Here is a 22933-nt window from a genome sequence, read left to right on the forward strand (position 1 = left end):
AGCAAAGATCCATTGAAATGGACTAAAAACTAAAAATATTCAGTCATCTTGTAGATGACTTTAGCTATTGGACGGCGGTTTCAACCGTTGGCGGGCGTGGAATTATAAAAAATATAGGGAATTCGATACTTGTGTGTACACCTCACATAAGGAGGCAGGAGCCTCTAAAGAATGCAGTTCCAGCCTAGGCTGTTGACTTTGTTGGTTTTTAGGCGATTTTTGGTACTTTTGTTCGTGGCGTTTAATATCTCGTTAAAACCCTATCAAAATCAAGCTTTCAGCCATCGTGACTATCCACGTTTTTTGCATGAATGAAATCCCGAAAAAGTCACAGAGTCAACAGCCTAGTTCCAGCCATATGCTGGAAAGGATATTTCAAGAGGGTTTCACATTAAGTTGACACCAATGAGCGCTGCGCTTTAACCCTACAGCAGTTTAAAATAAAACGCTATTATCTGACCTTCAGATAATAGCGTTATTACTTTTGAGATTTAGACTTTAGATCTTAGTCCTCAAAATCATCATCATCATCTTCATCAATATCATCAACATCGTCTTCAAAATCTTCCTCATCCAAATCAGTCACCTCATTCGGCATGATGAATTCCTCATCATCGAGAATAGATTTGTCTGTACGTCTACTGCCAAAGCCAGCATCACCCATACCAAGGGTTGTATCTAGGTTATAGCTGCGGGCTGTACGATCATCAAGCACCATATCCAAGGGATCATCCACCTCATCTAAGACACTTGCTGTGAGATCAGTGGAGTAATCATCAACGATACTAGGTTCTTCATAGGCATTGTAGCCAGTACCCGCCGGAATCAAACGTCCAATAATTACGTTTTCCTTCAAACCACGTAGCCAATCGGATTTTCCTTCTATAGCAGCTTCCGTTAGAACTCTGGTTGTTTCTTGGAACGAAGCAGCGGAGATAAAGCTATCAGTATTTAAAGATGCTTTAGTAATCCCCAAAAGTACCGGAGTATACAGTGCCCGTGGGCTACCTGTAATTGCCATTGCTTCGTTAACCTGCTCAATTTGTCGCAGTTCCACCAACTCACCAGGAAGTAAGCTAGTATCACCACCATCATCCACCCGAACTTTAGAAGTCATCTGGCGGACAATTACCTCAATATGCTTATCGGAAATCTCGATACCCTGGGATTGATATACCGATTGGACTTCGTTCACCAAGAAAGTTTGTACTTCCTGTAATGCGACACTAGCACAAGCATAGATTCCATCTTCATGACCCAAATTGAAGAAGAGTTCTAAAATTTCGTGAGGATTTGATGGACCATCTGTTAAGGTTTGACCCGCCACAATTTGTTGTCCATCGGAAACAATCAAGTTTTGCCCAGGTCCAAGGTTATATTCAGTTACAGTTCCACCTTGCTCAATTACCTTAATGCCGATGGCTTCATCCCCATCACCATAGACTACCTTCAGTTCTCCCGAACGCTTCGCCAAAATACATGCTTCTTTTGGTTTGCGGGCTTCCAGCAATTCTTCAATCCGTGGTAAACCTTGGATAATATCTCCGGTTTTAGCACGTTCAAATACCAGTAACACCAAGTTATCACCACGTTGTACCAAGTCACCATCTTCGATTTGCAGTACTGCACCAGGGCTAACTCGGTAAGGACGACCAGTGCGAATTTTCACGCCATAGTTTTCCTTTGCGAGTGCAGAACCGGATTCGCCGTTCTCTGCACCAAGTTTGATGATATCTACTACCTGTCCAGATTCTTGAGCGAAAACTCCAGGAGCGATTTCTGAACCCTCAACAATTAAATCCCCAACTTTAACGCTTGGTTGGCTGCTGCTATTGGTGATTGGAGTATCGGAGGTACGTAGGACTAGGCAACGACGGACTGTTTCAGTACCCTTTTGCACACCACGAACAATTCCACCCTCCTTGGAGAGGATTTGAGTCCGTGCCACCACTGCACCCGGATCAATTGTTTGTCCATCTTCGATTTCCAGGTTCGTTTGGGTGCTACCTTGGGTTGCATCAGCTGTGGTGTCGCGGCGCAATACTAAAGCTTCCAGAATTACCAACTGCAAACGTTGAATTTCAGGATCTTCAGTATCCACTACTAATTCGATATCTGCTGCCAGAGGTGAAGAATTGTGATCATGTTCAGCCTCCTGGTCAATTTCCAATACCAATTGGGTACGTAGGAGTTCTACTCCTTCAACTGAACGAACGCGTTCAGAATCTTTATAGGGTAGGCGTTGAACTGCTCTTAGCTGAATAGAACGTCCTGTCTGCTGACTTACCGAAGTAGTAGAAGGTACATCTGGCTGCGAGGGAACTGCAAACTCCACCACTGGACGTGATAACAATGCTGGACCTTCGGGAGATTCCACATACTCGATGTAACGCATTTCGGTGGCAACTAGTCCCAACAACTCTTCACCCGCTTGAATGAAGGTACCGTTACGTCCCATCTCAGCTTCTGGATCGTCTACCATCAGCAATTCGCCCGGTTTAACGACAACTTCACGCAGAATATCGTTTTTCTGGGTAACTTCAATTACACCGCTGTTTTGGCAGAAGATATCTTTGACGACTTCTGTGCCAGCTTCGACGAATTGTCCGTCTTCTACTAACAATAAGGAGATATCTTTGTTAACTTCGTGACTTTCTTCGGGAATCCACAGTAATGTTCCCCCCTGAACTACTTCGTAACCCAGTTTGGCTTTACCTTTCTTCTGGACTTCCACACCCGCGTATTTAAGTAAACCACCTGTGTTGGTACGATAGCGGTCGTCAATTAACTCTGCCACAACTTGCCCGTTTTGAACTTTGGTTCCAGGAGTTGCCCGTAAGTTAAAGACTTGGTTGTTGCCAGTGGTGACTAAATAGTTATTTTTACCTTGAGAACTTTGGGATGTGACGGTGGCTTGGTCTAATATTACAGAGGCTGTAATAATTTCAATTTCCCTTGTACTCTTACCCTCTTGGGTTTCAGGTAAACGTACTACCCCACCATGGATAGTTGTCAGTTTTGTTTCAGCTAGCACGCCATTGGTTTCAATGGCATCACCTTCTTTAACGGTTAGTTCCGAGCCAGGTGGTAAATTATATACTTCCCCTGATAGAATCCAAATCAAACCACCACGCGCTGCTGTAATGGTTGTGTTTCCTTGACGGTCTGTCTTTTGCTCTGGAAGGACTTCGTGAAATCTGACTTCCCCTGCTAAATCAGTTGCAACATCTTTAACAGCTTTCTCAGTGTTAATCCGGGTAGTTTTTCCAGCTAAGGCAACCTCAGCTAGTAATTGTCCCTGTTTAACCTTTTGCCCGTCATTGATGTAGAGAGTTGATCCTTGATTAACTTCAATTTCTTTGTTGCCGCTGGAACTTTGAACGGTGATGCTACCATCGTTTTCTACATATAGGGCATCTTCCCCGTGACGAGTGCGATAAGTTCTAGTCTTTAACTTTCGACTCAGCTTCAAAGTTCCGTCAATTTCCGAACGTACCTGTTTAACTACCTCTCCGGTGAATACACCACCTGTGTGGAAGGTACGCATTGTTAATTGGGTACCAGGTTCGCCGATACTTTGGGCAGCAATAATTCCCACAGCTTCGCCCAAGTCAACCATTTTGCCATGTGCTAAACTCCAGCCATAACAATGTTGGCATACGCTACGAGCAGCCTCGCATGTTAAAGGCGATCGCACTAAGACTTCTTTAACTCCAGCTTTATCAATAGCCTTGGCTAAATCATCATAAATAGGTGTGTTACGTTCAGCAAGAATTTCTCCCGTGGTCGGATGCACAACGTCAACTCCAACCACCCGACCTAACAACCGAGAACCCAAGGGAATCAGAACTTTGTTACCTTCGGTCATTGCCCGTACAGGAATAGTTCTGGTGGTTCCACAATCTATTTCCCGAATAATTACATCCTGTGATACATCCACTAAACGACGAGTTAGATAACCAGAATCCGCCGTCCGTAATGCCGTATCAACCAAGCCTTTACGGGCACCGTAAGAGGAAATAATATACTCAGTAACAGTTAATCCTTCCCGGAAATTCGTCTTAATTGGTAAGCCAATAATTTCCCCCTGGGGATTTGCCATCAACCCCCGCATTCCCACCAACTGGCGCACCTGGGAAATATTACCCCGCGCTCCAGAAAATGCCATCATGTAAACTGAGTTGAGGGGGTTAGTACTTCTAAAGTGGTGAACAACTTGATCTTTAAGTGCCTCAGAGGTTCCATTCCAAGTATCAATTACCTTTTGGAATCGCTCAACTTCAGTAATTTCCCCACGTTGATAGCGTTCTTCTGTTGCCCGAATTTCATCTTCGGCGGCATCCAAAAGACTGCGCTTAGATGGAGGAACCATCAAATCATCAACACTAATGGAAACTCCGGCTCTAGTGGCATAGCGGAAACCTAAATCCTTTAGTTTGTCCGCCATCACTGCTGCCCGCGCTGTCCCATGATTGGTAAACGCCCAATAAATTAAATTCCGCAGCTGACCTTTGTCAACTACGCGATTCCGAAAGACTACTTTCTCGTTAATCATTTGTTAATAATCCTTAATCAATACTTATAGAGTTAGGAGTAATGGGTTGAGAGTTAGAAATAAAAATATCTATTCCTAACTCTTCACGTTCAACCCTTAACTAACTAAAGCTTCCTGAATCGCTTTGTTGTAAATCACGCGACCTGGAGTAGTGCGGACATACTGAGAAATCAAATTTCCTTGGGCATCTTCACGGCGACGACGGAACTTATACATCAATGTTCGAGTTCCATCCTCATTTGAGGTTACTTCCAATGGTTCGCCATCTGGTTCGCCAGAATCTACTTCTCCATCAAACCGGACGTAGATATAAGCATGAAGATCAATTTGCTTTTGTTCAAAAGCCATGATCACATCATCCATTGAAGAAAAATAGCCGCCAGCACCTTTTTTCGCATCAGGATTTTCGGCAGTCAAATAATATGCTCCCAAAACCATATCTTGGCTGGGTGTAATAATTGGTCTGCCTGTTGCTGGTGAAAGAATGTTGTTGGAAGCCAACATCAAAAGTCTAGCTTCAGCTTGAGATTCCAACGATAGCGGCACATGTACCGCCATTTGGTCTCCATCAAAGTCAGCGTTGAAGGCTGGACAAACTAACGGGTGTAACTGAATTGCCCGACCTTCTACCAAAATTGGTTCAAAAGCCTGAATACCCAAACGGTGCAAAGTTGGTGCACGGTTAAGCATTACTGGGTGTCCTTCGATAACTTCTTCCAAAACATCCCAAACTTGGGGATCAGCACGGGAAATCAGTTTTTTGGCTGCCTTGATATTATTCACCATGCCGCTACGAATTAAACGGTTGATGACGAAGGGTTGAAATAGCTCAATTGCCATTTCCCTGGGCAAACCACATTGGTGAATCTTTAATTTTGGTCCAACGACAATTACCGAACGACCTGAATAATCAACCCGCTTACCTAACAAGTTTTGTCGGAAACGCCCCTGCTTACCTTCAATAATGTCTGATAGTGACTTCAGCGGACGGTTATTGGCACCTACCACAGTTCGACCACGACGACCATTATCAATTAGTGCATCTACTGCTTCCTGAAGCATCCGTTTTTCGTTACGGACAATAATTTCGGGTGCTAAAATTTCCTGAAGACGGGCTAAACGATTATTCCGGTTAATCACCCGACGGTACAAATCATTTAAGTCACTGGTGGCAAAACGTCCACCATCTAACTGCACCATTGGGCGTAAATCAGGGGGAATGACCGGAATAACAGTCATTACCATCCATTCTGGTTTTGAGCCAGTCGCAATAAAGTTATCAATTACACGTAGTCGTTTAATCAACTTGGCTCGTTTTTGACCCTTAGCACCAGCAATTTCTTCCCGCAGGTTCTCAGCTTCTTGTTCTAAACCAATATCAGCCAACAAACGCAATAGTGCTTCGGCACCAATACCCACCTCAACTCCCACTAATTGGGAATCCTCGCTGTAAATCTGATCTTCAATTTCCAGCCATTGATCTTCACTCAATAACTGTTTGTAAGTTAAAGTATCGGCGTTACCTGGGCTAAGAACTACGTATGAGTTGAAATATACAATCTGCTCCACATCCCGCAATGGCATGTCTAACAGGATAGAAATGTAGCTAGGAATACCTTTTAGATACCAAACATGCGCCACGGGGGCAGCTAATTTGATATAGCCCATGCGATGACGACGTACCCGTGACTCGGTGACTTCTACACCACAACGCTCACAAACAATTCCCCGGTGACGTACTCTCTTGTACTTGCCACAATGGCATTCCCAATCCTTCGCAGGTCCAAAGATCCGCTCACAGAATAAGCCGTCCATCTCTGGTTTTAATGTCCGGTAGTTAATCGTTTCGGGCTTGGTTACTTCCCCTACTACCTGACCGTTTGGTAATGTCCGCTCACCCCATTGCCGGATGCGTTCGGGTGATGCCAAGCCGATTTTTACGTAATCAAATTGATTGGTTTGGGCAGGTCTCATGCGAATTCTTTGCTTTCAGATTCTAAATTGCTAAATGCAAGTCAATAGGCTGTTAAGCCTTGTAAATTGGAAGTATGTAGTTTTGTGTGAGATCTTTTGTTTGTTTTGGGCGCTAATAAAGCCAGTATATGCAGTTAGCTAAGACAGATAGTGGGCTAACTGCATAACTACAGTCTATTCTTCCTCTTCTAGGGATTCGCGGGAAAGCGATTCATAGGTGGGACGGGGTGGAGTACGACGGATATTGTTATCTGCCATTAAATCTACTTCCACATCTAGGGAACTACCATCAGCTTGGGTCTCAACCTTATGGACGGCAATATCTAAACCTAGAGATTGTAATTCCCGCATTAACACTTTGAAAGATTCTGGTGTACCTGGTCTGGGAATTGCTTTACCCTTGACAATGGCATTTAAGGCTTCATTACGCCCTTGCATATCATCAGATTTTACTGTCAGCAATTCCTGTAATGTATAAGCTGCACCAAATGCTTCCAGTGCCCATACTTCCATTTCTCCAAATCTTTGTCCACCCTGTTGGGCTTTTCCACCCAAGGGTTGCTGAGTTACTAGGGAGTAAGGACCTGTGGAACGGGCGTGAATCTTATCATCAACGAGGTGAACTAGCTTGAGCATGTAAGCGACACCGATGGTGACGGGTCGATCGAAGGGTTCTCCTGTACGACCGTCATAGACGATGATTTTACCGGGTTCATCAGGGTTATAGAGCCATTTTTTACCCGTTTCATCCCGTGCTTCTTGTAACTTACCGTGGACAACCCGCCGTGATGATTCTTCACCATACATTTCGTCAAAAGGAACCACTTTAAAGCGGACTCCCATGTTGTGACCAGCCCAACCCAACAAGCACTCAAATACTTGTCCGACGTTCATGCGGCTAGGTACACCTAGAGGGTTGAGGACGATATCTACTGGCGAACCATCGGGTAAATAGGGCATATCTTCCAGGGGCAAAATTCGGGAAATAATCCCTTTATTCCCATGTCGTCCTGCCATTTTATCGCCGACTTGGATTTTCCGTTTTTGAGCAACGTAGACGCGAACAACCATGTTGGCACCTGGTGGTAGCTCGTCACCTTGTTCACGGGTAAATAAGCGAACATCGACTACACGTCCTTTTTCTCCATTAGGTACCCGTAGAGAATTATCACGAACGTCTCTTGCCTTTTCACCAAAAATTGCTCGTAGTAATTTTTCTTCTGGGGGTTGGTCTGATTCCCCTTTCGGAGTAACTTTACCGACTAGGATATCTCCAGCGTCTGTCCAAGCGCCAATGCGAATAATTCCTTGCTCATCTAACTGACGTAAGGCATCTTCACCAACGTTGGGAATTTCACGAGTAATTTCTTCTGGTCCAAGCTTGGTTTGTCGTGCCTCAATTTCATATTTTTCAATGTGGATTGAGGTATAAATGTCATCCTGTACCAAGCGCTCGGAAATCAGAATTGCATCTTCGTAGTTGTATCCTTCCCAAGGCATGTAGGCAACTACAATATTTTGCCCCAGTGCCAATTCTCCACCTTCAGTCGATGAACCATCTGCCAATACTTGACCAGCAACTACACGCTCCCCAATCCGTACCAATGGCTTTTGATTTAAGCAGGTATCTTGGTTAGAACGCTGGTATTTGGAGAGACGGTATTTGATATCTGCCGGCTGAGGGTTATTTGGTTGATCATCTGGGGTGGGAATAACCCGTGGACGCACACGAATTTCAGTGGCATCTACGTAGACAACATCTCCATCTGTACGGGATACAATTACCATCCCAGAGTCACGGGCTGCCTGCGCTTCTAGACCAGTTCCCACTAATGGACGTTCTGGTTTTAGTAGGGGTACAGCTTGGCGTTGCATGTTAGAACCCATCAGCGCCCGGTTGGCATCGTCATGTTCCAAGAAGGGAATCATGCTGGTGGCAACGGATACAATTTGTACCGGGGATACGGCGATGAAGTCCACTTGATCCGGTGTGGTGGTGGAAAATTCTTGACGATAACGGACTGGTACTTGGGGTCCTATGAGGTAGCCGTTTTCGTCTGTAGTGGCATCTCCTGCTGCTACCCGTAGATCATCTTCTTCATCAGCAGTCATATAAACTGCTTGGAGATCGTTACGAACTTTGGCGTTTTCTACTGGACGGAAGGGTGTTTCCAAAAAGCCGTATTGGTTAACACGGGCATGGGTTGCCAAGGAGCCAATCAAACCAGCGTTGGGTCCTTCTGGTGTTTCAATGGGGCAAATTCTTCCGTAGTGGGAGGGGTGAATATCTCGAACGGCAAAACCAGCGCGTTCACGGGTTAACCCTCCAGGTCCTAGGGCACTGAGACGACGTTTGTGGGTCAATTCTGCCAAAGGATTGGTTTGATCCATGAACTGAGATAGTTGACTGGATCCGAAAAATTCTTTGATTGCTGCTACTAAAGGTTTAGGATTGACTAATGATGCGGGAGTTAGGACTTCAGCATCAGATACGGTCATCCGCTCCCGAATGATCCGCTCTAGGCGATTTAAGCCTACGCGAACTTGGTTTTGTAGAAGTTCACCGACACTTCTGACGCGGCGGTTTCCTAAGTGATCAATGTCATCAGTATTACCAATATCGAATTCGAGGTTGATTAGGTAATCGACTGCTGCTAATATATCGTTAGGTGTGAGAACGCGGAGCGTGTCTGCAACTTGCAGACGAAGTTTTTTGTTGAGTTTGTATCTGCCAACTCGACCTAAGTCGTAACGTTTGGCATCAAAAAAGCGGGAATCTAGTAGTTGTTGCCCTCCCAAAACTGTTGGGGGTTCACCAGGACGCAATTTGCGATAAAGCTCCATTAGGGCTTCTTCTTCGGAAAATTGTCCTTCTTTTTCGATGGTTTTCTGAAAGTATTCAGGGTGACGCAAAGCGTCGAAGATTTCGTTGTCAGATAGTCCCAAGGCTTTGAGGAGTACTTGGGCTGATAGTTTACGGGTTTTATCAATTCTGACCCAAACCAAATCGTTACGATCTGTTTCAAACTTTAGCCATGCTCCCCGGTTTGGGATCAAGCTGGCTGAGTAGGTGCGCCGACCGTTTTTATCGATTTCTGACTTGTAATATACTCCAGGCGATCGCACAATTTGATTAACTATGACTCGTTCAGCACCGTTAATAATAAAAGTGCCTCGGTCTGTCATCAAAGGCAAGTCTCCGATGAATACATCTTGCTCTTTAATTTCTCCAGTCTCTTTGTTGATTAGACGAGTTGGTACATACATTTGTACTGCGTAGGTACTATCCCGTCTTTTTGCTTCCTCGACGCTGTATTTCGGCTCCCTCATTTTATAGTTCTGACCGAGGAAGTGCAGTTCGAGTTTGCCTGTATAATCCGTAATTGGACTGAAGGAATTCAACTCTTCGATCAACCCTTCTTCCAAAAACCAGCGAAAGCTAGAGCGCTGGATTTCAATCAAGTCGGGCAGTAGGAAAGCGGCTTCCATCAATGTTTCGTTTGTCATGCCTCTACCTTTGTCAACCTGGTTAAACTTTCTTGGGGATAATATTTTGAGGTTCGTCTCTACAAAATAATACCCGTATTGATATTAAGCCACTGGCAAATGCCTACTCTGAGCTATTTTGCTATTATTTAGCAGCGCAGAGAGGCAAATGGATTCATTAAAGCTGGGAGTGATGGATTTTGGCAATTGTAAACCTGCCTCTTGATATTGGCAAATTGCTTGGTATATCTTTGCCTGGTCGGGTTTCTCTCAATTTCAAATAGGCATTTGGAGAAACTTTCTGGGTAATTTTGCTCAACTCATCTCCAGAAAGGGAGTTGCTTAAACAACACAGTTCTTGATTTTTCGGGAATTTAATCAATTTTATAGGTAGTTATACTTGGGTAAATTATGTGGGTTTTTGTATTGTTAGAAGTGATATGCCTTACTAGTTGCCTAACTCATTTAGACTTGTCAATCTTAACTTTTGCAGAACAAATAGGAATCAATGCTTGCTATAATTGCATTTTTTGGATATCGCCTGGTTTAGAATCGCCCAGTTGGAGCGAGCCTGAGGTTTTAATGTACTAAAGTCCAAGAAATAGTTTTGTTTGGAACCATTTGATTAAGCCACATAATAGATAGCTGCTGTTGTGCCCTCAACTATTATGACGCAAGATAGCATTTTTGGAGGAATTAATATTAGCATATTTCAGTTCCTCCAATATTTTATTTTTTATCCCCAAGTCATGACCTGCAAAAAACTAAGCTCAGATAGTCAGCCCAAAGAGATCACAGGCATTTTGAGTAGTTTTCATGGCAATTTCTTCCAAGGTTTCACCACGTAACTGAGCAACTTGTTCAGCCACATAGCGAACGTATGCTGGTTCGTTTCGCTTTTCTCCCCGCTTGGGAACTGGTGCCAAAAATGGGCAGTCAGTTTCCACCATGATGCGATCGCTACTCACAAGCATGGCACTTGATTGAATCGCTGTCGCATTTTTGAAGGTTACGGTTCCACTAAAACTAATATAAAATCCTAAGTCCAAAAACCACTGAGCTTCCTCCGGGGTACCCCCCCAGCAGTGCATAACTCCCCGTAAGCGTTCACCTTTGAGTTCTTTCCACTTTTGCAGAACTTCTCTCACCTTCGTTGCTGCATTACGACAATGAACAATTATGGGTAAATTCAGTTCAGTGGCTATATCTAACTGGGCTTCAAAGGCTGTTAACTGCTGTTGGCAGTTGTTAGCTTTGTAGAAGTCCAGCCCGATTTCCCCAATGGCAACTATTTTCGAGTCAGAACTAGCAAGCTTAGATATTTCATCTGCACTTTGGCTATTCCACTGCTCTGTGTCTAACGGGTGTAAACCTACTGCAAAGCTTAACTCTGGAAAAGCATGAGCTAGTTTTTGAATACTCGGAAATTCCGAAGGCTGTACACAGGAGTGTATTAAATGTACTACACCTGCTTCCTGCCACCGCGATCGCACTGCTGCTATATCTTGCTCGAAAACCTCAAAGTTCAGATGTACGTGGGTGTCAATCAGCTGCATCTTAAATATTACTTATGATTATCTAATCATCAGGTCATTGAATATGGGATTGTGCGATCGCAGACCAAAATGAATACTACAATTTAGTTAAGTGCTCGCTGTTGCTTGGGTAATTGGCTTCAGCTTTTTAGCTAATCTAGACTTTTTCCTGGCTCCATTGTTAGGATGAATAACCCCACGCTTGACTGCTTTGTCAATTTTGCTATAAGCGTCTGACATGCGGGATTGAACTTCTTTTTCTTGTTCTGGGCTGGGGTTTGCAGCGTAGGTTGTCAAGGCTGCAAAGTAATTTTTCATCAGCGTTCTAACTGCTGATTTATAAGACTTGTTACGCAATCTGTTACGTTCTGCGATTTTGGCACGCTTGAGAGCAGACTTTGAATTCGCCACTGTATACTTCCAGGAAGACTATAATTATGTACACACACTACTAGATTTACTAATATAGCACTACTAATGCCAAATTCAATAAATTTATAGAAAAATATCGGAAAAAATAAATATGGGTATATGGAGAATATACCTTTGCCAGTGACTGATGACAAATCAGCTTAAGTTTGGCATGACTAAACGCTTATAGGATAAACCTTTCCGCAAATTATGTCAAAACAGGCAGGGAGCAGGGGGAAAACTGAGACGGAGAGAAAGAGCTTCTGTTGACATCATCCCCACCTGAATTTATTTTAGCTTGCTTCTGCGAAGTAGTAGGTGGGGATTCCAAAGGTCACTCTAATACTATTTTTACGAAAGTGAGATGTTCCCGGAGGAAGAAGAGTTATGTTCCTTACCGAGAGAAAATTTTCAACAATAATAGTCAGAAAAAAACTAAGATGATCTACAGCATTACCAAATATTTATTCACAAAATTATGGGTTATTATATCGCACCTCGGTTTCTTGACAAATTGGCAGTTCACATTACCAAAAATTTTCTAAATATTCCTGGTGTACGTGTACCACTAATTTTAGGTGTTCACGGACGTAAAGGTGAAGGAAAATCCTTTCAGTGTGAGTTGGTATTTGAACGGATGGGGATAGAAGTAACTCTGATTTCTGGGGGTGAATTGGAAAGTCCTGATGCGGGAGATCCTGCAAGGTTAATTCGGTTACGCTATCGGGAAACTGCGGAATTGGTGAAGGTGCGCGGTAAAATGTGCGTGCTGATGATTAATGATTTGGATGCGGGTGCAGGCAGATTTGATGAAGGAACGCAGTATACAGTTAATACCCAGTTGGTAAATGCGACATTAATGAATATTGCCGATAATCCCACAGACGTGCAGTTACCGGGAAGTTATGATTCTACTCCCTTACGACGGGTACCCATAATTGTCACAGGTAATGATTTTTCAACTTTGTATGCACCATTGATTCGGGATGGAAGAATGGAAAAATTCTATTGGGAACCAGACCGAGATGATAAAGTGGGAGTTGTAGAAGGGATATTTGGTGATGATGGACTTTCAAGACGGGAAGTTGCCCAACTAGTAGATACATTCCCTAACCAATCTATAGACTTTTATAGTGCCATGCGATCGCGTCTTTACGATGAGCAGGTTTTGCACTTCATTCATGATATCGGGGTGGAAAATGTTTCTCAGCGAGTTGTTAACAGCGCAGAAGCTGCACCAATCTTTGGAAAACCCGATTTCAGTTTGTCTAGGTTACTGGAGATGGGGAATTTTATGGTATCTGAACAGCAACATGTGGAAAATTCCCAATTAGTGGAACAATATAACCGGGGACTATATTCCAGAAAAATTGTAGGTTTACCAACTACACCAGCAGTAGAAAATAATCTCACCACAGTTAATAATCCACCCGCAACCCATGAAGTTACTAACGGTGATGGTTATTACAAACAATACGCATCTAAAAGTAACTTAAATTCTGAAACTAAAGCACAAATACAGCAAATATTATCACAGGGTTACAAAATTGGTATTGAACATGTAGATGCAAGACGCTTCCGCACAGGTTCTTGGCAAAGTTGTGCAATGGAAGGTATTACTAGTAATGCTGATGCCGTGTCGACTGTAGAGAAATGTTTGAATCAGTATAGCGGAGAATATATTCGTTTGTTTGGCATTGATCCGAAAGCAAAAAAACGCTCAATGGAAAAAATTATTCAGCGTCCACATCCCTAACTCTGGTAATGGTGAGTTTAAAGCAAGTCTGCTGGATCTGCTGAGTGTAATTTTCCCATAGCGATCGCACCAGAAACAAAACACATGATTAACGTGAGCAAGAAAATATTTATGCAACGTTCTAATGTCATAATTACGGGTAGCATGGTTGCACTTGCAGCTAAGGCATAAAACCCAGATGCTAAGATCAATCCTGGAAAGTAGCCAAGTACAGCTAAGAACATAGCTTCCTGTGCTAAAACCCCCAACAGATAATTGTTAGTGTATCCCATAGCCTTGAGCATGGCATATTCTGAGAGGTGTGCAGCAACATCAGAGTAGAGAATTTGGTAAACAATTACACTACCCACCATAAAAGAAACAATTACCCCAACGCCAAAAATAAAGCCAATGGGTGTTGTTTTTGACCAATAATTCCTCTCGACATCAATAAAACCTTGTGGTGTTAAAACCCTGACATTATCTGATAACCCTGTTTGTAGAGTTTGGATTACCTGTTGAGGATTTGCACCGGGTTTTAATTTAACTAACCCGACTGCAATTTGATTTGCTTGATGACTGGGAAAAACTCGTAAAAATGTTAAATCACTGGTGATAATACTGCCTGAACTAGCAAAGGATTTACCCAAGCTAAATAAACCTTTGATTAAAACTGTCACCTCATTGATATTAAGTTCAACCTGAGATTGCTGTTGAAGTAAATCAATAATTTTTGGGAAAGCAGCCTGATCAAAAAGTACTTGGTTGAGTATTTGTAGTTGGCTACGATTAGCATCAAATTCTGGAAAAGCCAGGATTTTATTTGCCGGATCAGTTCCCACAATCAAAATTGTCTGTAAACTATGTGTTTCCAGATTATTCCATTTACCTAAACCAATATAGACAGGACTAACAGATTCTACACCTGCATAGCCCCTTGCTTGATAGAGAAAATCTTGAGAAAAATCTCGAATTGAATAAATGGTTTCAAAATTCCGACTTACAACAACTAAATCAGTATTAAAATGCTTATGAAGTGCGATTGAACTATCAAATAATGCCCCTTCAAATCCCATCTGAGCAAACATAAGAATATCTGCGAAGGCAATTCCAGCTAAAGCAACTGCCAAACGCATTTTTTCCTTCATTAATTGCTGCCATGCTAAAGGAATTTTGCCGAAAAATCTACGCAGCATTTATTCAGATTCTCCAAGAGGTGATACCATTTCACAAAATTGTTGATACGAATAATGGTTTCCTGGCTATTAGCTATTAACCGTTAGCTGAAACCCCCTGCCTTCCCTGCTCCCTTGCCTCCCCTGCCTCCCCTGCCTCCCCTGCTTCCCCTGCTCCTTTGCCTCCCCTGCCTCCCCTGCCCCTTACCTATTCTTCGAGCGGCGCATTTTTTTAGTAGTGATAGGTTCGAGAATTTGGTTAAGGCTGCTTAATTGTTCACCCGTTCCCATGCAAATCAGTAAATCACCTGACATTAAAATCGTATCGCCTGTTGGTCCACCAATTAGGGTGCCGTCAGAGCGGCGGATTGCTAGTACTAAAGCGCCAGAGTGCGATCGCAATCTGGCTTTTTCCAAGGTTTGTCCTACAAACGGACAAACTAAGGGGTCAATTAGTAACTCCTCCATGTATAGTTGACGATCTGTACCGTTGAGAACCCCATCCACAAAATCCATCACGCGTGGACGTAATGCAGCCGCAGCCATCCGTTTTCCACCAGTGATGTAGGGTGAAACTACTGCATCTGCACCTGCACGCTTTAACTTTTTCACAGCTTCCTCTGTACCTGCACGAGCGATCGCGCGAATTTCTGGATTCAGTGTTTTCGACGAAAGTAGTATGTATAAATTTTCAGCATCTGATGGTAATGCTGCTACGATGCAAACCGCCCTCTCAATGCCTACACGTAATAAAGTTTCATCAAGTGTCGCATCACCTTGGTAGATAATATACCCTTCATTTTGAGCAACCCGAACTGAATCTGTCTCTGTATCAACGATTACAAATGACACACCCTCCGCCTGAAATTCCTTAGCAATTTGACGACCAGTCCGACTAAATCCACAAATAATGTAATGATCAAACAGGGATTCCATCAATCGTTGTTGCTGTTGCACCCGAATTCCTTCCTGAAAATAGCCTTGAATTACTGCTTCTGTAAATCGATTAACGATATAACCAATTACAACCACACCCATCAAAATCAGGGCAATAGTAAATAGCCGACCTCGATTACCCAGCGGTTGTGTTTCTCCATAACCGACAGTGGCAAGGGTAATTACTGTCATGTATGCCGCATCTTCCCATGACCAGCCCTCTACAAAGTGGTACCACGAAGTCCCAATCAGAGAAACACCAATTAGAGCTAACGTACCTGCCATTAACTCTTTTTGGATACGCCTATATTTTAATTCAAGGGTGGAATAAACAGTTCTTTTCACCTTTATAACCCTTAACACTACTCACTATTCGCTACTCACTACTCGCTCCCCCCAACGATAATTTTTCCTACCCACCTGCTTACTGTTCACTGTTCCCTATTAACACTAAATATATTCCCCAAATTGCCATAGCTCGCAAATAAGTACAAGCACGGAAAGTTCCAGTTGCAGTAATTGCTTCTGGAGTACGGAACTGTAAGCCATTGTCGTAAATTTGTTGCACTACAACTTCCGTTAATTTCCAAGCTTCATCCTGCATTCCCATTTGCATCAAAAAGGCAGCCAAGCCAAAATTAATACCTGTCCACACTTCTAACGGATGAGTTGCTTTGGGGTTTTCTGGTGAACCATCGGGACGCAAACCATTTGCAGCGCCAAATTTGCCGTCGTTAAAGTTGATAAAACAAGCTTCGTAAACTGTTCGCACGGCAGAGATGGCACAATCGTGGGGGACAATATCAGCTAATTTCAGCAAACGGGCGTAAAATTGACCACATAACTGATCTGCCATCACTACATCCGAACCGCTTTCACTATCGAGACGATAGTATTGTCCATTCCAAAGTTTTTGTTGATAAATTGGGCGAGATTTTGCCAGCCAGTCTGTATAAATTATCTTTTGGGCGGTAAGTTTTTCCTGATCTCCATGGTTTTCCAGCAAGATATCACAGATGGCAATAGCTGCTTCCAAAGCTGCTAACCATAACCCACCACAATAAGCGCTAACTCCCTGTAACTTCCAATCATCAAAGGTTTGATCGGGTGCGCCGGAATTTTCGGGGATACCATCATGATCTTTGTCAAAGGCTTTAAGGTATTCTAGAGTTAATGCGATCGCGTCCCAGCATTCAGCCAGGAATTCTATATCTTTGCTACCTGTAAATACAAAATCTCGGTATACTTGCAACACAAAGTCACTACCCAAGTCTTTCCACAAATTGCAATCTTGGTAACTGGTATAATTGGTTTTTTCCCACACATGTTCATTTGGCGCTCCTAAATCATGGGGTGTTGCCCCAGCAGCTTTACGGATAGCTAGGGGACTTTCGGCACCAATTGTGTAGTAGTAACCAATGACGCGGGTTTTCTCATCACTCGCCGGAATTGCCCGGGCAAATGCCCGCATCACGGCTTTTTCCAACTCAGGAAACAGCATCAACAACCCAAAGGAACCATACAACCGCACATCTAAGCTTTCATACCACCGATAATCCAAACATTCTAAAACTGCAAACTGCCCCACAGGATCTTTGGGTGATGCTGCACTCCACAAAGTACCCCCAGCAGTTAAATCGTAAAGTTCGTTGAACAAAGCCATCTTCATCCAATCTGGTAAATCATGGCGATTGAGTATCGGTTTTTGCCATGTCTGAATTTTTTCTAACCAATCTCGGTATTGTTCTAAAGCTGTTTCGGCAATTTGTAATGCATTTTTGCCATTACTACCAAAAAAATCAGTGTATCTACGATTGTAATTTACTCCCGCAGCAAATTCTGTCACCGGGAAATCCCAAGTCAAAACAAAAGGAACTTCTAGGGTTTCTCCAGGTTGCAAAGTCAAGCGCACAGCTAAAGCACCCGCCAATCGTTCATCTGTTGCAGGTGTGGCATCTTGGTAATTACTTAAAGAACCATCTGCGGCGAAACTTTGCCAAATTTCCTCCCCGTTACCAGTGGGATTCCAGCGAGAATGGGAAAATATTTCGACTCCTGCCTGCTTACTGGTGAGAAAACACCATTGCCCATCGCCTTCTTGAACTACTTCACCACTAATACCGCTTAAAACAACCCCTATGGTGTTACCATTGTCAACTATTTCGTTAAAATTACCTTGACTTTGACCCAAACGTGGCTGATATTCATACACAGGGCTACCATCATCCCGTACTATCACTTCTGGAGATTTGGAAGTATTAGTAAACCAACCCACCATATTTTCCCAGGTAAGCATAATACTCAGAGTAATGGGTGCATTGGTGGGATTATGTAAATTCCACAAAAATACAGCCACTGGATAACTAGATTCTTGGTAATTATCAGCCCAAATTGGTGAAAACTGCTGACAGGTAATATTTGCTTGATATACTCCCCCATATTCAAACCAACTACGGGGATATAAAGCATGGTAAGTTCCCGTATTTTGTTCTGGAGAACTTTGGGGGTAATATTTCCAGCTTTGCAATGTTCCATCTGCGGGTGCTGCTGTAGCTAAAGCATAAGCTTGGGATGACTCACCAACCGACTCAAACAGACTAAATTGACAAGCGGGAATATTTTTGAACACATGTTCCCCACCATCAATATGCCAGAAATTAAAATCTCCACCATGCGATCGCCCAATGCAACCAGCGCCAAATCCACCTAGAGGCATTCCATGCCAGGGACCATCATCAATATTACTGGCATAGCGCACAGTATAAGGCTTTTCCCAACCTAAACCGATGGGACGATTCCAAGTTACAGGAGGAATTGTTGAGGAAGACTGAGTTCTCATTGCGTCATTTTTTTAGCTTGTACTCAAGCGAAGACTAGCGCGATGTGAGATTTTTCTCAAGCTACCGCAGTCAATTGTATGTTTATTCCACACGAATGGTTACACCTACAACAATTGAAATATTGCTAATATTGCGAATTTAATGCTGTAATTTTGCTAAAATAAGCCCAAGATTAACTGATGCCAGATCAATTCTATGACCATAGCCGAAGAATTAGAATCTCAGCAAGGCATCTCCAGTGATGTGATATTTCCTCCTGGTGATTTATATAGCGATGAACCTCCCTTGGAAACAGAACTGCATCTGCGACAAATAATTTTACTTTTAACCTGTTTAGAATGGCTGTGGAAAGATAGAAATGATTTTTATGCAGCCGGAAACCTAACTATCTACTATAGTCCCCGACAACTCAAATCAGAATTCTTCCGAGGACCAGATTTCTTTGTCGTCTTGGGATGTGAACGTAAAACCCGTAAAAGTTGGGTAGTTTGGGAAGAAGATGGCAAATACCCGAATTTGATTTTGGAGATACTTTCTGACTCAACAGCCAAAACAGATAGAGGTTTAAAAAAGGAAATTTATCAAGATACTTTCCGCACCCCTGATTATTTTTGGTTTGATCCATATACACAAGAATTTGCCGGGTTTCATTTAGTTGATGGAGAATATCAACCTCTGCAAGCAAATGAACAAGGATATTTGTGGAGTCAACAATTAGGATTATATTTGGGAATTTACCAGGGTTTATTGCGGTTGTTTACAACAGATGGGAAATTAGTTCCGACACCTGAAGAAACAGCACAAAAGTCTGAACAAAAAGCAGAACGTTTGGCAGCAAAACTCCGAGAATTAAATATTGATCCAGATACAATTTAGACTGTCAAAGTTGGTTAGTTTACGATTTCAAATCCAATAATCCCTCTTCTTTTAACTTGGGATTAAATCTAACTTGTGTCTGTAAACCTCGTGCTGCCAAAACTTGTAATATTTCTGCTTCTACACGCCGCGCTACATTTTTCAAAATTTTCATTTTCCCAATTTCATCATGGATGGGATTTTCAAAATTAGCTTTTTCTTCAGCATTCATCATGGCTTTGGCATTAATTGCCTGTGTCCATTTTTCTTTGGCATCACCATTACCTACAGGTACATTGCCATTTTCAGCAATCCAAGCTTTTTCAATAGTTTCTAAAATAGTACGGTTGGGACGTTCAATTGTTTGGGCTTTTATCCAATAGCAATTCTCTGGTTGACGTACTAAATGCTGTCTTAAACTGACGTAAATATCTCGTGAATAGCCGACAAATTGAAGGATTTTAGCTTGATTGAAAATAGCATAAACGCCAATTCTACCTTGAAATTCCTCTGGTATTTGACCGTTACTATCTATATAAGGGATTTCTGGTAAATCCTGTAATTTAATTATATTTTGTTCGTCTTGATCCATTTTTAGTTATTAGTTGAGTTTTAGGCGATGCAGTTGGCAGTTTATGCGATACCACGAAGTGGTTGCCAAGGGCATCGCATATTTTAGATCAATCCTATATTACCAAGGAACTAGCTCAGGCACTTGGATAAAATTTGTTTTAATTCATCTGCTATCTGACTTAAACGCAATTAAAAAGCCCAGTTTATCGATAAACTGGGCTGGAAGTAAGATTTAATTACAAACTCTGCAACAGTTCTTTCACTTTAGGGGATTGCCGTTCTTGGAATTTATCAGGGAAAGTCAACTCAATAGAAACTTTCCCATTTGCTTCTTCTTTAACTGAAGTAATTTCGGCAACAAAGCGAGTGGTAGCATCGCTTTGAGGATTTCCACCCAAAACTAAGCCCACCAGAGGTTTGGTATTTTGCATTGACTTGAAATCTTGCTGATTCAGCACTCTATCTGAAGTCACAGCCTTTTTTCCTTCCAATTCTAAGCGCAAACCCGTGACCCCCAACTCTGTGGCGACACCAGGAAAGAAGTTACCATCCCAGTAAATTTGACCTGATGTCACTACCTGTTTGCGGATCTTTTTCCGAGGAGGTGATTTCATATCCCGCAAAGAGCGATTTAAACTAGTAGCCAAAAAGCCCAAAGAGGCAATGGGGCGATCAGTATTTTCACGGTTCTGGGAGTACCATTCCCGCACATCAGAGTAGAGAACCATCACCAGAGCGTCTTTTTGTTCGCGGCTGAGATCGATAAAATCCACTGCTAGGTGAGTTTCTTGGTCGTTGATGGGGGATAAACGGGCAACTCTTGCTGTCACCGTCACCCTTGCTGAAAAGTCCCCCAGAACCTCGATTTGTACCTCATCTGGGAGATTGGGCCAAGATTCCAAGGAAATTAAGCAGCCTGTTTCCGAAATGTTTACTGTTTCCCCCATAATAGTGATGTTATCACTGGTAATAATTACCGGGAGATGGCGCTGTAAACGGTGAGCCGTGCGAATTTGGGGTTGTTCAAAACCAACTAATAAAGCAGCGGTTAACAAGATGAGGTTAAAACCAGACCACATGGTATTAACTAATACTGCTTGCCAATCTTCAGGGCGAAGTAATAACCAGTAGGGAACTGCTAGGAGTGAAGCAACAACTAAAACAGCAACGACACCGAGAGACCGCATTGAACGCCAGTCGAATGTCCGCTTGCTAATATTCCCCCCTTTATCAGTCACATTGAATGAACCAAGTTTAGGGTTAACAAGTGCCAGTAAAGTCACCCATCCTGCTTGGAATGACATGACAAACTCAAAAATTTCGTTCCAGAAGGAGAATCTTACATGCTTGTAGATGATGTAGTTGGTACCTAAGGAAAGAATAATGTGGGGTACAGCATAGGCTAGGGTTTCAATACCTAGACCTTGAACAGAGTTGATGCCAAATAGTAAGAAGAGCGTTGGCGCGATCGCATAAACTAACCGTGGGTACCCATACAAGAAGTGGGATGTGGCACTTAAATAACAAATTCGTTGTGCGAGGTTGAGTTTGAGTTTGGGGTTGAATATGGGGTTTTCTAACCGCAAAATTTGCGCCATTCCCCTAGCCCATCTTACCTGCTGTCCTACATACGCCGAAAATGTATCTGGTGCTAAACCTGCCACCATGATTTTATCGTAGTACACCGACCGATAACCCTTTGAATGCAATCGCAGTGCTGTGTGACAATCCTCTGTCACAGTTTCCACCGCAATCCCCCCCACTTCCAAAGCGTGATTTTTACGAATAATTGCCGCTGAACCACAGAAAAAGGCAGCATTCCAAAAGTCATTTCCTTTTTGTAGCACCTTGTAGAAGAGTTCGTTACCCACCGGAATCCGACCCTCTGTAACTAAGTTGCGCTCAAAGGGATCAGGGTTATAAAACCAGTGCGGTGTCTGCACAAATGAAACCTTCGGATCGTAAAAGAAACCAACAGTGTGCATCAAAAATTGTCGTGATGGGATGTGATCACAATCCAGAATCATCACCAAATCACCTTTGGTTTTGTGGAAAGCAGTATTGATGTTACCTGCCTTCGCATGTTCGTTGTTGTCCCGTGTCATGTGGATACAACCAACTTCTTCGCACATTTGCCGCAGATCTTCCCTTCTTACCCGCATTTGCTCATAACGTGGATCGTCTGATTTGTAGCGTTCTGGACGACCATCATCTAGAACATACACTGTTTTCTTCCCTGGTGCATAATCACAAGCCAAGGAAGCTAAAGCTGTCTTACGGACTAATTCCACATCTTCGTTGAAGGTGGGAATGTAGATATCAACGCTATACCATTCATCTTGGGGAATAGCTGTGAGTTCAACTGGTTGACGTTCTCGAATTTTCAGAGTTTGGAAATAGGCTAATACCAGCGTTAAAATCGCGTAAAGTTCAGCCGCATATAGCAGGGTACAGGCAAAACCATTAATGAATGTATCAAAATTTAAGGTGTAGCTGGTGCGGTAATAGAGATACCGAAGGGTTGTGACTAAACTTAGCCACATCATAAACAAGTGATAATATTGACTTATTTCCGCTGAAGATTCCCGTTCTTCAGCCTGAACCATAATTTGACCAAGGACAATCAGAAAGACTGCGATCGCACCTTGCTGCCAAACCTCTAGGGGAGTGATAATCAGGGGGATTGACAGTACCAACAACAGCAGCACAATCCACTTAAACTTTTTGATGCCAAGCTTTCCTAAGAATCGCTCAAAAAATGGCGGCATTGAGTCAATCAGCCAATTGACAAAGTTGGGACGATTCGGTTGTCTGCGAGATGAAGAGGAAGACATATTGGTTTAGGAGTAAGGTTAAGA

The 22933-nt window shown here is 42.9% G+C and carries 10 protein-coding genes and 1 pseudogene; 2 read left to right on the top strand and 9 right to left on the bottom strand.

The window, feature by feature from the left end; genetic code table 11:
* Nucleotides 1–505: 505 nt before the first annotated feature.
* The 4 genes and pseudogenes from CAL6303_RS14720 to rpsT form a co-directional block, all read right to left on the bottom strand.
* A pseudogene (locus tag CAL6303_RS14720) lies at nucleotides 506–6529 on the bottom strand (DNA-directed RNA polymerase subunit beta'').
* Nucleotides 6530–6703: 174 nt separating this feature from the next.
* Nucleotides 6704–10036, bottom strand: a complete 3333-nt coding sequence (gene rpoB, locus CAL6303_RS14730) for a DNA-directed RNA polymerase subunit beta (protein ID WP_015198601.1) — start codon at nucleotides 10034–10036, stop codon at nucleotides 6704–6706.
* Between the two features lie 749 nt (nucleotides 10037–10785).
* The gene (locus CAL6303_RS14735; RefSeq protein ID WP_015198602.1) at nucleotides 10786–11571 is read right to left on the bottom strand and encodes a TatD family hydrolase; all 786 of its coding nucleotides are present in this window, start codon (nucleotides 11569–11571) and stop codon (nucleotides 10786–10788) included.
* An 87-nt stretch (nucleotides 11572–11658) separates the two neighbouring features.
* A complete protein-coding gene (rpsT, locus tag CAL6303_RS14740) occupies nucleotides 11659–11961 on the bottom strand; it encodes a 30S ribosomal protein S20 (RefSeq protein ID WP_015198603.1) in 303 nt (100 codons plus the stop codon).
* Nucleotides 11962–12439: 478 nt separating this feature from the next.
* Between rpsT and CAL6303_RS14745 the strand changes: the two genes are divergently transcribed.
* Complete coding sequence (locus CAL6303_RS14745) at nucleotides 12440–13717, top strand: ribulose bisphosphate carboxylase small subunit (protein WP_015198604.1); 1278 nt, start codon at nucleotides 12440–12442, stop codon at nucleotides 13715–13717.
* 17 nt (nucleotides 13718–13734) lie between these two features.
* Here CAL6303_RS14745 and devC read toward each other — a convergent pair whose 3' ends face one another.
* From devC to CAL6303_RS14760, 3 genes are all read right to left on the bottom strand, one after another.
* Nucleotides 13735–14892, bottom strand: coding sequence for an ABC transporter permease DevC (gene devC, locus CAL6303_RS14750; RefSeq protein WP_015198605.1), 1158 nt, complete (start codon nucleotides 14890–14892; stop codon nucleotides 13735–13737).
* A 183-nt stretch (nucleotides 14893–15075) separates the two neighbouring features.
* Complete coding sequence (locus tag CAL6303_RS14755; RefSeq protein ID WP_015198606.1) at nucleotides 15076–16092, bottom strand: potassium channel family protein; 1017 nt, start codon at nucleotides 16090–16092, stop codon at nucleotides 15076–15078.
* A 139-nt stretch (nucleotides 16093–16231) separates the two neighbouring features.
* The gene (locus tag CAL6303_RS14760; protein ID WP_015198607.1) at nucleotides 16232–18646 is read right to left on the bottom strand and encodes a GH116 family glycosyl hydrolase; all 2415 of its coding nucleotides are present in this window, start codon (nucleotides 18644–18646) and stop codon (nucleotides 16232–16234) included.
* 196 nt (nucleotides 18647–18842) lie between these two features.
* Between CAL6303_RS14760 and CAL6303_RS14765 the strand changes: the two genes are divergently transcribed.
* A complete protein-coding gene (locus CAL6303_RS14765) occupies nucleotides 18843–19523 on the top strand; it encodes a Uma2 family endonuclease (RefSeq protein ID WP_015198608.1) in 681 nt (226 codons plus the stop codon).
* Nucleotides 19524–19542: 19 nt separating this feature from the next.
* On the opposite strand, the gene CAL6303_RS14770 is transcribed toward CAL6303_RS14765, so the two are convergent.
* On the bottom strand, nucleotides 19543–20094 hold the full coding sequence (locus CAL6303_RS14770) for a GIY-YIG nuclease family protein (protein ID WP_015198609.1): 552 nt from the start codon (nucleotides 20092–20094) through the stop codon (nucleotides 19543–19545).
* A gap of 217 nt (nucleotides 20095–20311) precedes the next feature.
* Nucleotides 20312–22909: a UDP-forming cellulose synthase catalytic subunit gene (gene bcsA, locus CAL6303_RS14775; protein WP_015198610.1), complete on the bottom strand. Its 2598-nt coding sequence runs from the start codon at nucleotides 22907–22909 to the stop codon at nucleotides 20312–20314.
* Nucleotides 22910–22933 lie beyond the last annotated feature (24 nt).

The sequence above is a fragment of the Calothrix sp. PCC 6303 genome, from assembly GCF_000317435.1.
GTDB lineage: Bacteria > Cyanobacteriota > Cyanobacteriia > Cyanobacteriales > Nostocaceae > PCC-6303.

Excerpts from the sequence above, each read along its gene's own strand:
- CAL6303_RS14735 (WP_015198602.1), bottom strand. The coding sequence starts at position 11,571 with ATGCAGCTGATTGACACCCACGTACATCTGAACTTTGAGGTTTTCGAG.
- CAL6303_RS14770 (WP_015198609.1), bottom strand. The coding sequence starts at position 20,094 with ATGGATCAAGACGAACAAAATATAATTAAATTACAGGATTTACCAGAA.
- rpoB (WP_015198601.1), bottom strand. The coding sequence starts at position 10,036 with ATGACAAACGAAACATTGATGGAAGCCGCTTTCCTACTGCCCGACTTG.
- devC (WP_015198605.1), bottom strand. The coding sequence starts at position 14,892 with ATGCTGCGTAGATTTTTCGGCAAAATTCCTTTAGCATGGCAGCAATTA.
- CAL6303_RS14765 (WP_015198608.1), top strand. The coding sequence starts at position 18,843 with ATGACCATAGCCGAAGAATTAGAATCTCAGCAAGGCATCTCCAGTGAT.
- CAL6303_RS14745 (WP_015198604.1), top strand. The coding sequence starts at position 12,440 with ATGGGTTATTATATCGCACCTCGGTTTCTTGACAAATTGGCAGTTCAC.
- CAL6303_RS14760 (WP_015198607.1), bottom strand. The coding sequence starts at position 18,646 with ATGAGAACTCAGTCTTCCTCAACAATTCCTCCTGTAACTTGGAATCGT.
- bcsA (WP_015198610.1), bottom strand. The coding sequence starts at position 22,909 with ATGTCTTCCTCTTCATCTCGCAGACAACCGAATCGTCCCAACTTTGTC.
- CAL6303_RS14755 (WP_015198606.1), bottom strand. The coding sequence starts at position 16,092 with ATGGCAGGTACGTTAGCTCTAATTGGTGTTTCTCTGATTGGGACTTCG.